At 65.6% G+C, this 13,087-nt stretch carries 13 protein-coding genes; 9 read left to right on the top strand and 4 right to left on the bottom strand.

The window, feature by feature from the left end:
- Positions 1-159 precede the first annotated feature (159 nt).
- The 5 genes from AX729_RS01330 to AX729_RS01305 all read left to right on the top strand — a co-directional run bounded on the left by AX729_RS01330 (position 160) and on the right by AX729_RS01305 (position 6,202).
- Complete coding sequence (locus tag AX729_RS01330; protein ID WP_061020096.1) at positions 160-348, top strand: hypothetical protein; 189 nt, start codon at positions 160-162, stop codon at positions 346-348.
- 16 nt (positions 349-364) lie between these two features.
- Positions 365-1,126, top strand: coding sequence for a hypothetical protein (locus AX729_RS01325; protein WP_061020095.1), 762 nt, complete (start codon positions 365-367; stop codon positions 1,124-1,126).
- A gap of 226 nt (positions 1,127-1,352) precedes the next feature.
- Positions 1,353-4,769: a CHAT domain-containing tetratricopeptide repeat protein gene (locus AX729_RS01320; RefSeq protein ID WP_061020094.1), complete on the top strand. Its 3,417-nt coding sequence runs from the start codon at positions 1,353-1,355 to the stop codon at positions 4,767-4,769.
- 25 nt (positions 4,770-4,794) lie between these two features.
- Positions 4,795-5,238, top strand: coding sequence for a hypothetical protein (locus AX729_RS01315; protein ID WP_061020093.1), 444 nt, complete (start codon positions 4,795-4,797; stop codon positions 5,236-5,238).
- A gap of 196 nt (positions 5,239-5,434) precedes the next feature.
- On the top strand, positions 5,435-6,202 hold the full coding sequence (locus AX729_RS01305) for a hypothetical protein (protein WP_061020091.1): 768 nt from the start codon (positions 5,435-5,437) through the stop codon (positions 6,200-6,202).
- 60 nt (positions 6,203-6,262) lie between these two features.
- Here the strand turns inward: AX729_RS01305 and arsC are convergent, their stop codons facing one another.
- The 4 genes from arsC to AX729_RS01285 form a co-directional block, all read right to left on the bottom strand.
- The gene (gene arsC, locus AX729_RS01300) at positions 6,263-6,664 is read right to left on the bottom strand and encodes an arsenate reductase (glutaredoxin) (protein ID WP_061020090.1); all 402 of its coding nucleotides are present in this window, start codon (positions 6,662-6,664) and stop codon (positions 6,263-6,265) included.
- A 194-nt stretch (positions 6,665-6,858) separates the two neighbouring features.
- Positions 6,859-7,914, bottom strand: a complete 1,056-nt coding sequence (gene arsB, locus AX729_RS01295; protein ID WP_061020089.1) for an ACR3 family arsenite efflux transporter — start codon at positions 7,912-7,914, stop codon at positions 6,859-6,861.
- Between the two features lie 2 nt (positions 7,915-7,916).
- The gene (locus AX729_RS01290) at positions 7,917-8,444 is read right to left on the bottom strand and encodes an arsenate reductase ArsC (RefSeq protein ID WP_061020088.1); all 528 of its coding nucleotides are present in this window, start codon (positions 8,442-8,444) and stop codon (positions 7,917-7,919) included.
- The gene (locus AX729_RS01285) at positions 8,437-8,799 is read right to left on the bottom strand and encodes an ArsR/SmtB family transcription factor (RefSeq protein ID WP_061020087.1); all 363 of its coding nucleotides are present in this window, start codon (positions 8,797-8,799) and stop codon (positions 8,437-8,439) included. Before AX729_RS01285 ends, AX729_RS01290 begins: the two co-directional genes overlap by 8 nt.
- A gap of 123 nt (positions 8,800-8,922) precedes the next feature.
- Between AX729_RS01285 and AX729_RS01280 the strand changes: the two genes are divergently transcribed.
- From AX729_RS01280 to AX729_RS01265, 4 genes are read left to right on the top strand one after another with little or no spacing between them, the layout of a single operon-like run.
- A complete protein-coding gene (locus AX729_RS01280) occupies positions 8,923-9,240 on the top strand; it encodes an ArsR/SmtB family transcription factor (protein WP_061020286.1) in 318 nt (105 codons plus the stop codon).
- 48 nt (positions 9,241-9,288) lie between these two features.
- A complete protein-coding gene (locus AX729_RS01275) occupies positions 9,289-10,653 on the top strand; it encodes an FAD-dependent oxidoreductase (protein WP_061020086.1) in 1,365 nt (454 codons plus the stop codon).
- On the top strand, positions 10,650-11,825 hold the full coding sequence (locus tag AX729_RS01270) for an MFS transporter (RefSeq protein WP_502686893.1): 1,176 nt from the start codon (positions 10,650-10,652) through the stop codon (positions 11,823-11,825). The genes AX729_RS01275 and AX729_RS01270 overlap by 4 nt, the downstream gene beginning before the upstream one ends.
- A gap of 60 nt (positions 11,826-11,885) precedes the next feature.
- Positions 11,886-13,073, top strand: coding sequence for an MFS transporter (locus tag AX729_RS01265; protein WP_061020285.1), 1,188 nt, complete (start codon positions 11,886-11,888; stop codon positions 13,071-13,073).
- Positions 13,074-13,087 lie beyond the last annotated feature (14 nt).

Below are 13,087 nucleotides of genomic sequence, written 5' to 3'. Positions count from 1 at the left end.
CTTGTTTTGAACGTTTCTCGTGCCGCAACGGGACGCCGCGCCCCGACCCGTGCGGTTACGGTCCGAAAGCCGCGTTTACACCCCGTTAACCATGAACTGATCTTAATGAACCCATGTTGCTGGGGCGCGTTCGGTCGCGCGGCAATCGAGAGAGCTGACATGGGGACCATCATCGAATTTCCGGCCGGTCGCCGGGTAGGCTCGTCGGGGGACGTCTCGCCGCACGCGGACATGGGGACGGTTCTGATCCTCCCGGTGATCCGCATCGAGCGCGAGAGCGACGAAACCAGCGGCGATCGCGGGCCGGAGCAGGGCACAGCGCCGGGGCGCCGTCGTCGCCGTCGTTAGGTCCGGCTTTTTCGCAATGCCGGATCCCATCCGCCATATCCGGCCTTTCGTATCGGCCGTCCTGCTCGCGCTGCTCGGCGCGATGCTGGGCGCTTGCAGTGGCGGCGATTTCGGCCGCACCCGCGCCGACATGCGCAGCGACGACATGCATCGCTGGCTGGGCGCGGAGGTCACCTCCAGCGTCGGCCTGAAGCCCTCGCAATTCCAGCTCACCGACGAGGAGCGTCAGCTTCGCGACCTCGCCTATCCCATGATCGAGCCGCCGCTGTCGCGCCCGGCATGGAAGAGCGTGTTCGGAGACTACAAGGCGCTGCCGTCGCCCTGGCGGCAGAAGATCGTGTTCGACCGCACCATGTACGGACGCACGCTGATCGACGAGCCGCATCGCTCGCATTCCTCGCGTTATGCTCAGCTGATCGAGGATGTCCGCAACGACATCACCCGCTTCGAGCCGTTCTTCGCCAGCGCGATCCGCGTCATCGATCTCGACAGGAAGCGCGATGCCAGCATGGCGCGAGTCTCCGCGCTCTCGCCGAGGGAGAGGGAGGACGCGGTCGCGCGCATGCAGGAGAACTCGCTGATCGTGCAGTGGGTGCAGCAATGCCTGGAGCAGCGCGTCTCGTCCTATCGCTGGGCGCTGGAGCGCCTGGTGATCCAGGCTCCCGACGGCATGGCTGCCGACGCCGATCGCCTGATCGGCGAGCTCGCCGCCCAGACTGCCAACCCGCCGGTCGCAGCGCAGCCGCCCTATGGGCGGGCGGTCGTCTCCAAAGGCTGAGACGCGCAAGGGCGGCTTCTGGCGAGCGCGGACCGTCCGTATCGATCGGCGCATTGGGATCCGAATCCCGCGCTTTCGTGGCTCTGCCTGGCCGCGCCGCGCTGCATCAAAGCCTTCATCCAGCCCAGACATCGTTTGGGAACCCTGATTGCGCTTGTCCTTCCGGGCCGGATGGCTAGGATTATTTTGTTTTCCTTCAAGTCCATTTGCCCAAAGGTCCTTTGAGATGAGCTTCGACGCCCCGCGTCCCCTCACAAGCCGTCTGGACGTTGCCCCGCGCACCCTGCTGGTACTTGCCGTCGTTCTCGGATCTGCCGGCCCTGCCGCCGCACTGACCAAGGAGGCGGCGATCGAGAATTGCCGGATGACGGTCGGCAAGCCGATCGTGCAGGGCTGCATGCGCGCCGGCGGTGGGCCCGCCGGTGGCGCCAATCTCGAAGCCTGCCGTGCCAAGGCATCGCCCCAGGTCAGGGCCTGCGTGATGGCGGCGATGAACGCAGCCAACGGCCGCGCAAATGTGGCTGTCGAGATTCCCAAGGAAACGGCGCACAAGCTCGACGCCGGGACCGCCCTTCCAAAGGACTTCGTCGCTCCGCCCCGCAGCATCGCTGACATCACGGCGGTTCTCGACGGCGACAAGCCCGACGAGAAAATGATCGCGGAGCTCAAGTCGGATGCCGACGCCGTTCCGACCGGGAAGGAGTCCCGCGGGGATCTCGCCCAGCTCTATTTCGACCGCGCCAACGCGCGCGCCCAGCTTGGCCGGCTCGCCGAAGCGATGGCGGACGCCGACAAGGCCGCAGAGGTCGGGCGCGGCGCCGTTAATCCGAACCTGCTGGGTCGTATCCTGCAACTCCAATCCCTGCAGCACGCGCTCGCGGGTGATCCGAAGCGCTCGCTCGAGATCATGCAGAGGCTGCTGCGCGAATCCGCCAGCATGCCCGGCGCCAAGGGATTGCAGTTCAACACCAACCGCGGCATCGCCAGCGTTCTCATCCAGATGGGCGACGTCGCGCAGGCCGAGGGCTATCTGCGCCGCAGCCAGACTGCGATCCAGGAGGCCCGCACCAGCGGCCATCCCAACTGGCGAGCGGCCTATGCCAAGTTCGGCCAGAGCTGGGAAGGCGAGCTGGAACTCGGGCGTGCGTTGATCTTCGAGGCGCGAGGACAGTTTGCCGACGCGGAAGCTGCCTATCGCAACGCCGAACTGCGCAAGCGCGCAAGCACGAAGGCGATCCTGGAAGGTGACAATCCGCCCGCCGAAACCATCCTGTTGCAGGCAATCGACGGCATCATCCTGAACCAGGCGCGCATGAAGGCGAAGCAGGGCCGGCTCGCCGAGGCTGAGGTGGACGCGCGTCGTGCGCTGCTGTCGCGCCTGAAAGATACCGGCAAGTACAATTCCGTCACGCCGCGCTTCGTGATGGGGCTTGCGGGCATCCTTGTCGACCAGGGCCGTTACGAAGAGGCCGAGAAGCTCGGACGCGTCGCCCTCGAAATCAACAACAAGGTGGGCGTGCCGGAGGACTCGCAGGCAACGGTGCAATTGCTGTCGCAGCTCGCCGGCATCCTCACACTTCGCCGTCAGAACGCTGAAGCCGGCGCGATGTTCGCGCGGATCGACAAGGCCGTTGCCGGCTGGGATCCGCAGCGCCGCCAGGTGTTCGAGCTCAATCCGTCCCGCATCCTGTCGCTCTACGGTTCCGGTCAATTGGACGCCGGCATCGCCGCCGCCGAGCAACTCGTGAAGAAGCAGATCGCGCGGGTCGGCGAGAATCATTTCGACGCCGCATCGGCGCGCGGCACCCTGGCGATGGGCCTGATGCGCGCCGGACGCGACGCCGAGGCGATCCGCGAATACAAGGCCGCCATCCCGGTCATGATGGCGGGCGCCAACGAGAATGCCGACGACGAGAACACGACCGTGGTCGCTGCGCGCAGCCAGCGGCTGCAGGCCATCGTCGAGAGCTATCTGGTGCTGCTGGCCAGGGCCGAAGGGACCAACAAGGATGTCGGCCAAGAGACGTTCAGTCTCGCCGACGCCATCCGCGGCCGTTCGGTGCAGCAGGCGCTCGCCGCCTCGAGCGCGCGTGCTGCGGCAAAGGATCCCGCGCTTGCCGAGCTCGTGCGCAAGGAGCAGGACATGACCAAGCAGGTCAACGCCCAGCTCGGCACGCTCAACAACGTGCTCGCGCTCCCTGCGGCGGAGCGCGACGAGAAGGGCGTTGCACAAATCCAGGCCTCGATCGCGGCCCTGCGCAGTCAACGCGACAAGGCGCGACAGGAGATCAAGCAGAAATTCCCGATCTACGCCGATCTCGTTTCGCCCAAGCCGCCGAGCGTCGCCGAGATCCGCGCCACGCTGGCCGACGACGAGGCCATGCTGTCGTTCTATTTCGGCCAGAACGCCAGCTTCGTCTGGGCTGTGCCGAAATCGGGGCCGGTGGCGTTCGCCGCCGTGCCGGCCAGGATCGGCGACATCGAGAGCAAGATCCGCAAGCTGCGCGAAGCGCTCGAGCCGCAGGCGGCGATGATCTCGGATATTCCGCCGTTCGACCTCGCGCTCGGCCACGAGCTCTACGAGCTCCTGCTCAAGCCCGTCGAGAGCGGGTGGAAGCCGGCCAAGAACCTGATTGTCGTCACCAATGGCGCGCTCGGGCTATTGCCCCTGTCCCTGTTGCCGACCGCGAAGGTCGAGGTGGCCGCCGACGAGGACCCGCTGTTCGCTGGCTATCGCAATGTGCCGTGGCTGGCGCGGACCCATGCCGTGTCGACGGTGCCGTCCGCGGCAGCGCTGCGCACGCTGCGGCAATTGCCGCCGGGCAAGCCCGGCCGCGGCGACCTCGTTGCCTTCGGCGATCCCTATTTCAACAGGGATCAACAGGCCGAGGCTGATGGCGCCGGGGAGAAGGTGCAGGTCGCCGATGCCGGCGGCAATGTCACGCGCGGCGGGCCGCTGAAGCGGCGCAACAGTCCCAAGCTCGAAGGCGTGGACAGTGCCGAGCTCGGTCTGCTGCCCCGGCTTCCCGATACCGCGGATGAGTTGAAGTCGATCGCGTTGGCGCTGCAGGCCGATCCCTCGAAGGTGCTGTTCCTCGGCAAGGACGCCACCGAGAGCGCCGTGAAGACCATGAATCTCTCCGGCTTCAGGATCCTGGCCTTTGCGACCCACGGTTTGGTGCCGGGCGAACTGAATGGGCTGACGCAGCCGGCACTCGCTTTGTCCTCGCCGGCAGTGACGGGGCAGGGTGGCGATGGCCTCCTGACGATGGAGGAGATCCTCGGCCTGAAGCTCGATGCGGACTGGGTCATCCTGTCGGCCTGCAACACCGGCGCGGGCGCCGGAGCCGGCGCTGAGGCGGCATCCGGGCTCGGTCGCGCGTTCTTCTACGCCGGAACGCGCGCGCTGCTGGTGACCAACTGGTCGGTGCATTCGCAATCGGCCCGGGAACTGGTGACGGACCTCTTCAAGCGGCAGGCCGACGATCCCAAGCTGTCGCGCAGTGAAGCGCTGCGCCAGGCGGCGATGGCCCTCGTCGATGGGCACGGCTACCTCAACAGCGAAGGCAAAACCGAGTTCGCCTACGCGCATCCGCTGTTCTGGGCGCCTTACACCATCATCGGCGATGGCGGCTTGCGTTGATGAACAAGGAAGGGGGGCAGGGAAAATGAAGCGAACTATCTTGCTGGGCCTCGCGGCTGCGGGTTTGTTGTGTTCGGAACCGTCGCGCGCCACGCAGTTGATCACGGAAGAGGAAGCGAAGCTTCCACCTCCGAAGGGAGCGGTCGCTGCGGACCGGCGCGGCATCCTGCGCGGACCCAAGGTCGAGTTCGTCTCGCCCGGCGAGTCCGTCAGCTCGCCGATGAGGCTGTTGCTGAAGTTCGAATCGTTCGGCGGCACAAAGATCGATCCGGACTCGGTCAAGATGATCTTCCTCCGGACGCCGAATGTCGATCTGACCCCTCGGGTCAAGCCCTTCGTGAAGGCCGACGGCATCAACATGCAGGATGCCGAGCTGCCGCCGGGCGAATACACCGTGCGCGTCGATATCAAGGACAGCGACGGCCGGTTGGGCACGACCGTCTTTACCCTGAAGGTCGCCCCCAAGTGACGTGCCCCTATTGCCGGTCCGGCACTGCTGAGGATGCGCTGGCTTGCTCGTCCTGCGGTCGCGACATCGCCGCTCCCGCCACGCTGGTTGCTGAGCGCGACGATCTCCTCCGCAAGCGCGAGCAATTGCGCGACGAGCTAAAGCGAGCCCGAGACGAGATCGAGGCCTTCATGAGGCGGAGGCATTCGCGCTAGCGATGGAATGTCCGTTCTGCGCCGAGACGATCAAGGACGAAGCCATTGCGTGCAAGCATTGCTCGCGCGACCTGCGCGCGGTGCGGCCGATACTGCTCGAGATCGAAGAGATCGTCACTGATCTGGACAGGCTCAGGCGCGATCTCGACCGCGTCAATGTCCGCCTCGAGCGCTACAAGAACCCGTTGCGCTACTATGGAACGCATGCGGTGCTCTACGTCGCCATCCCATCCCTGCTGCTGGTGATCGCGCATGTGCTCGTGACCATCACTTTCAACGTCTCGCCGATCCCGCTCCGGATCGCATCGATCGTCATACCGCTCCTGTTCGGATTCCTGGCCTATCCGCTGCACCGGGTCTCCGCCCTGACGGCGTTCGTACTGGCGTTCTCGGCCGCGAGCGTCAGCATCCTCGCCATGTTGACGGTCACCGGGATCCACGATCGTGTCCCGATCCTCCCGGAAGCCTGGATCGAATGGCGCGAAGTGTTCGAGTACGGTGCCAGCATCCTGCTCGCCTTCGTGTCCGGAAACATCTTGAGCGTGGTGATATTCCAGGTCCTGCCGCGCGTGCTGACCCAAGGCGGCAAGCCGAATGCGTTCGCGTTCCGGGTGGCGCGCCTGCTGGGGCAGCACGTTGGTGAGGAGCAGCTGCGCCGCCGCGCCCGCCTGATCCAGGACCTCATGCAGACCGCGGGGCCGCTGGCGGGCGTCGCCGTGACAGGCATCGGCTCGATCTACGCCGGACTGAAGGGCTTCTTGCTCGGATAGCTCCGCGTTCGATGCGGGCGCCTGGTCCGGGCCGGCGTGGCGCCGGGGGAAGATGCCGGCCTATCGCGCTTCGACGACCTCGCCGTCTTCCTTCACGAAGCGACCGACCGGACTGTCGAGCAGATCGACGACCGCCTCCGAGGGCCTGCACAATCGCGTGCCCTTTGGCGTCACCACGATCGGGCGGTTGATCAGGATGGGATGAGCGAGCATCTGGTCGATCAGCTCGTCGTCGGACCATTTGGGATCGTCCAGGCCGAGCTCCTTGTACGGCGTTCCCTTCTCACGCAGCAGCGCGCGGACCGGAACGCCCATCGTCGCGATCAACTCCTTGAGCTTCTGCCGCGAGGGTGGCGTCTTGAGATACTCGATGACGACGGGCTCAGTGCCGCTCTGCCGGATCATCGCCAGCGTGTTGCGCGAGGTGCCGCAGGCAGGGTTGTGATAGATCGTGACGGTCAAGATCGGGTCTCCACGACAGCAGCTTCGCCGCGCCTCTCGGCACGTTTGAGGCCAATTCATACCAGCAGCGGGTCAGCGATGGCTCCGCAGAACTTCGCAAGGCCGACGCTTGTGATCGCGGCGACTATCGAAGGCGCCGGAATGCGTGTGTTTTCCGGGGCTCCGGCCGAAATTGACCGGCGGCAGAGGGCGCCTCACTTGCCGGCCTCCAGGGTGGCGGGGACTTTACCGGTCCCGGCTTCGTACCAGCCTCGCGTGGCCTTGACGATGCGGACGACGGACAGCATCACCGGGACCTCGACGAGGACGCCAACGACGGTCGCCAGCGCAGCGCCGGAGTCCAGGCCGAACAGGCTGATCGCGGCGGCGACCGCCAGTTCGAAGAAATTGCTCGCGCCGATGAGGGCAGCTGGAGCCGCGACGCACCAGGCCACGCCGAACCGTCGGCTCAGCCAATAGGCCAGGCCCGCATTGAAATAGACTTGCACGAGAATCGGGACGGCGAGGATCGCGATGACGACGGGCTGTCTGACGATCTGCTCTCCCTGAAAGCCGAAGAGAAGCACCAGTGTCGCGAGGAGCGCGACCAGTGAGACAGGCTGCAGCATCCGCATGACGCGGTTGAACCTGTCGTCGCCACCTCGCAGCAGCACCTTGCGCCATAGCTGAGCGACGATCACGGGAACAACGATGTAAAGCAGAACGGACAGAAGCAATGTGTCCCAGGGCACGCTGATCGAGGCCACTCCGAGCAGCAACCCTACAAGCGGCGCGAACAGGAAAACCATGATCACGTCGTTGAGTGCGACCTGGCTCAGGGTGTAATGGGGCTCCCCTTCGCACAAATTGGACCATACGAACACCATCGCGGTGCAGGGGGCAGCCGCAAGCAGGATCAAGCCGGCGATGTAGGACGGGATCTGGCCGGCCGGCAGCCACGGTGCGAAGAGGTGACCGATGAAGAAGGAGCCCAGCAGCGCCATCGAGAACGGCTTCACGGCCCAGTTGATGAAGAGGGTGACGCCGACGCCGCGCCAATGCTCCCGGACCTGGCCCAGTGAGCCGAAGTCGATCTTCAGCAACATCGGCACGATCATGAGCCAGATCAGTATCGCGACTGGCAGGTTGACCTTGGCGACCTCGGCGGCTGCAATCGCGCTGAAGAAGCCAGGCATGACGTGCCCCAATGCGACGCCGACAACGATGCAAAGCGCGACCCACAAAGTGAGGTATCGTTCGAAGATGCTCATGGTTACGCCACGTCACTCTTGCCGGACGTTGCCCCCTCGGAGCGGCCGATTTCCCGCAGCTTGGTCCCCAGCGAAAGCCGGTCGATGCCGCTGAGGGGCAGGTTCACGAACGCGCCAATACGGTTCTTCAAATAGCGGAACGCTATCGAGAAGGCCGCAAGTCTTTCAATCTCGCTGCCTTCGACGGACGCAGGATCTTCGATGCCCCAATGCGCGGTCGTCGGTTGGCCCAGCCAGACCGGACAGGATTCGCCGGCTGCGTTGTCACAGACGGTGAAGACGAAATCCATCACCGGCGCGTCGGCTGCGGCGAACTCGAGCCAGCTCTTCGAGCGCATCCCGTCGACCGGGTAGTCCATGGACTGAAGCGTGCGCAGGGCCAGCGGATGCACGGCGCCTTTCGGCGTGCTTCCTGCGGAGAAGGACCGAAAGCGCCCGGCACCGTCCTTGCGGAGGATCGACTCTGCGAGGATCGAGCGCGCGGAATTGCCCGTACAGAGAAACAGCACATTGTAGATGCGATCAGGCACGGACCTTATCCTTTCGCTTGGGAGCGCAGCACGATTGCAGAGTCTGGACGACGGGCTCGCAAACTTCCGGTCGTCCGCCGCAGCAATCCCGCAGCAGGAAAACGGCAACCTCGCGAAACTCGCCGAGGTTGGCGCGGTAGATGATCGAGCGGCTGTGCCGCTCGGACAGCACGAGGCGCGCGCGGCTCAGAATCGACAGATGCGCCGAGAGCGTGTTTTGAGGGACTTCCAGCAGGCGCGCGAGGTCGCCGGCCGCAAGACCATCCGGCTCGTGTCTGACCAGCGCCCGGAACGCCTCAAGACGGGTCGGTTGAGCCAGCGCGGCGAGCGCCAGGACGGCTTCTTCTGGTTCCATATATCCAGATTTATGGAATTGATCGGGTCGCGTCAACCTGAAACTCGATCACCCCGTCCATATTTCGATTATTCTAGAAATAAAGTTTGACAGCCGATGTGGCCCGGATGCATCGTGGTGCCCATGAAGATCGATGATGCAGCAGCACGACTGGAAGCCCTGGGGAATCGGACCCGGCTGCAGATCTATCGCGCGCTCGTCCGGGCGGGGCACGCCGGCATGCCGGTCGGCCGCCTGCAGGACAAGCTGAAGATCCCGGCGTCGACGCTGTCGCACCACATCAAGACCTTGGTCTCGGTCGGACTGGTCAGCCAGATCAGGGAATCGACGACCCTGATCTGCCACGCCAATTTCGACGCCATGCGCGGCCTGGTCGACTTCCTGGTCGCGGAGTGCTGTGCCGACGAAGTCGGATGCAAGGATGCTCAGACGGCGGCCTGAATCATTTCGCGAATTATTCTATAATTCTAGAAAGATCGGAGAATTCGGATGAACAAGAAGACGATAGCCGTCATCGGGGCAGGGCCGGTCGGTCTCGCCGCCGCCGCGCACGTGCTCGAACGCGGCATGTCCCCCGTCGTGCTGGAGGCCGGACCGGAAGCCGGGCATGCGGTGCGGCAGTGGCGGCACGTCCAGCTGTTCTCGCCGTGGGAATACAATGTCGACAAGGCGGCGGCGCGCCTGCTCGCGCCGACGGGCTGGAATTCGCCGGATCCGCAATCCTATCCGACCGGCCGCGAACTGATCGAGCGCTACCTCGCGCCGCTCGCAACGCGAACGCCGCTGCGTGAAAGGATCCGGACCTCGAGCCGCGTCACGGCGATCAGCCGCGTCGGCTTCGACAAGGCGAAGACCAGGGGCCGCGAGCAGGCGCCTTTCGAAATTCGTTATCAGAACGGCAAGGGACCCGAGGTGCTGCGCGCCGACGCCGTCATCGACGTATCCGGCACCTGGTTCTCGCCCAATCCCGCCGGCAGCAACGGTCTGCCCGCGATCGGCGAACGCGAGCACACCGATCGCATCGCCTATGGCATGCCGGATGTGCGAGGGGCTGCGCGCGCCAAATATGCCGGCAAGACCGTCGCCGTGCTCGGTGCTGGCCATTCCGCGGTGGGCACGTTGATCGATCTCGCGCAACTCGCCGAGGAGGTGCCCGGCACGCAGCCCGTCTGGCTGTTGCGCGGCGGTGATCCTGCAAAGGCCTTCGGCGGCGGTGGCAACGACAAGCTTGCCGCGCGCGGCGAGCTGGGCTCCGCCTTCGCCGCGCTCGTGGCCGCTGGAAAGATCAAGGTCGAGACCGGGTTCGGCGTCACTCACCTTTCGCAGGCCGAAGGACGCCTCAGGATTTCGGCAGGCGCGTGCTGCGGTGCGCGGAGCGTGGTGGCGGATGAGCTGGTGGTGTCGACCGGCTTCCGTCCCGATCTCTCGTTCCTGTCCGAGCTGCGGCTTCGGCTCGACCCGGCGATCGAGGCGCCCGTCGCACTTGCGCCGCTCATCGATCCCAACGAGCATAGCTGCGGAACGGTGCGGCCTCACGGCGCGCGTGAGCTCGCACATGATGAGCCCGGCTTCTATCTGGCCGGCATGAAATCCTACGGCCGGGCGCCGACCTTCCTGATGATGACCGGTTACGAGCAGATCCGCTCGATCGTCGCCGAGATCGCAGGCGACAAGGAGGCTGCGGCACGGGTCGAACTCGTGTTGCCGGAGACCGGTGTCTGCACACGTGGCGGCGTCGAGTCCGCCGGTGATGCGGGATGCTGCGGCGGTCCGGCCAAGGCCGAGCCCTCGGCCTGCTGTGCCGCCGATGAATCCGACAGGAAGGCAGGCGGCGCGGGATGCGGGTGCTCATGAGGCGAGGCCCTGCGGGCCCGCTCGCTGTCGTCGTCGCGCTCGGCACCGCGCAGACCATTGCGTGGGCGTCGAGCTACTATCTTCCCGCGATCCTGGCTGCACCGATCGCGCGCGATCTCGGTCTTGCGCCGACCTACGTGTTCGGCGCGTTGTCGGGAGCGCTCGTCATCTCCGGCCTGCTCGGTCCGAGAGTCGGGCATGCCATCGATACGTTCGGAGGGCGCGGCCTGCTTGCGACCTCGAACCTCGTTTTCGCGGCAGGCCTGCTCCTGCTCTCACTGGCCCATGGCGCAGCGGTGCTGATCGCAGCCTGGATATTGCTCGGGATCGGCATGGGCATGGGCCTCTATGAAGCGGCCTTCGCGACGCTTGCGCGCATCCATGGCGCCGATGCGCGACGAACGATCACCGGCATCACCCTGATCGCCGGTTTCGCCAGCACGCTCGGCTGGCCTCTCACGACATGGCTCGCTTCGGAGTACGGCTGGCGCGCGGCCTGCCAGGCATGGGCGGTGATCCATATCGGCCTGGCGTTGCCGCTCAACCTTTCGTTGCCCCGTGCCGCTCCCTTGGGCCAGGAGTCCCGACCGGGCACGGGCGCGAGCCAACATTCCGGCCGCCAGAGCGAAGGCTTCGCAATGATGCTGCTGGCATACATCTTTGCGGCGGCAAGCTTCGTCAGCTCCGGAGTCTCGGCCATTCTGCCGACCATGCTGGTGGCGTTCGGCGCCACGCCGGCACAGGCCTTGTTCGCGGGAGCATTGGTCGGACCCGCGCAAGTCGGCGCCCGCCTTCTGGAAGCTGGATGGCTCGGCCGGTTTCATCCGCTGCTGTCGGCGCGGCTCGCCATGCTGATGAATCCGATCGGCGTGCTTGTGCTGGTCGCGGGCGGCCCTTGGCTCGCGCCGGCGTTCACGGTGCTGTATGGCGCGGGCAACGGCATCATCACCATTGCCCGTGGCACGCTGCCGCTGGCGCTGTTCGGGCCGGCGGGATTCGGCCGGCGGGTCGGCATGATCTCCCTGCCGTCGAGGGCAACAGGCGCCTTCGCGCCGCTTGCGCTGGGACTGATGGTGGATCATTTCGGCAGCAGCGCGCTCTGGATCAGCGCGCTGGCCTCGGCCTCCGCCTTGTTCGCGCTTCTGCTCCTTCGTGCCGATCGGACGACATGAGCACCCACGGGATGGGAGGAGAGCATTCGTAGCTTGCGCGGCTGGCCGCTGATTGCGGCAATGTGTATCGGTCAGCTCGGCAATCTCCTGCCGCATGTGACGTTGTCCGCGAATCTGGCGCAGCACCTGATGCCGGCGTGGGGGTTGTCCGCCGCGGAAGGCGGGCTGATGGCGAGCGGCTACGCGTTCGGCTACATGCTGGCGGTGCCCGTGCTCACGACCTTGACCGATCGCATCGATGCACGACTCGTGCTCCTGGGCGGCTCTGTCGTCAGCGGAGTCGCGACCGTCGCGTTCGGGATCTTCGCGCAAGGGTTCTGGTCGGGGACCATCATCTGGTCGCTCGCGGGTTTGGGTTTTGCCGGTGCCTACATGCCAGGGCTCAAGGCGCTGACCGACCGGTTGCCGGCCGGCGACACCTCACGGGCGGTAACGCTGTACACGTCGAGCTTCTCGGTCGGCGTCGGCCTGTCCTTCCTGATCGCGCAAATCCTCGCCGATCGCTGGGGGTGGCGGACGGCATTCTACGTGACGGGTATCGGGCCGATTGCGATGGTGGTCGCGTGTCTTGCGATCGAGGGCCGCCGCCCCACTCCCAGAGCAGGACGCCTGCTGAACTTTGCACCCGTTTTTGCCAACCGCGAGGCGCTCGGCTACATCTTCGGTTACGGCGCTCACTGCTTCGAGCTCTATGGCATTCGCACCTGGCTGGTCGGATTCTGGACCTTCGTCGTTGCGCATCAAGGCGCGCCCTCATGGCTCTCTCCGGTCCTGATGAGCTTCTGCTTCGCGGTGATCTCGATGCCGGCCAGTATCCTCGGCAATGAGGCCGCCCTGAAATTCGGGCGGCATCGTGCGATCACGGTGGTGATGATCGCTTCGGCCTGCGTTGCGCTCGCCATCGGCCTCAACGCGACGGCTCCGGCATGGGTGCTGGCGTTGCTGCTGATGATCTATGGCCTGACGGTGCCGGCGGATTCAGGCGCGCTGACGGCGGGCATGTCGGCTGCGGCTGTTTCCGAGCATCGCGGGGCGACCCTGGCCCTGCATTCGACGGTTGGCTTCGGCCTGTCCGCGATTGGAGCGTGGGGAACCGGGGCTGCGCTCGATGCTGCTGGCGGTCCGCAGAGTGCGAAGGGCTGGTTGCTCGTTTTCATCGTGCTCGCGGCCGGAATCGCGTTGGGCCCGCTCGCATTGCTGTGGGCGCGCATGACTCCGTCGGAGAAGCATCTATCGAGGTCAAGATAGCGACCCCGGGAGTT

It is taken from the genome of Bradyrhizobium sp. CCH5-F6 (assembly GCF_001556045.1).
Classification (GTDB): Bacteria; Pseudomonadota; Alphaproteobacteria; order Rhizobiales; family Xanthobacteraceae; genus Bradyrhizobium.
Note: the sequence above shows the minus strand (reverse complement) of the source record. Positions and strands in the feature narration are given on the sequence as shown.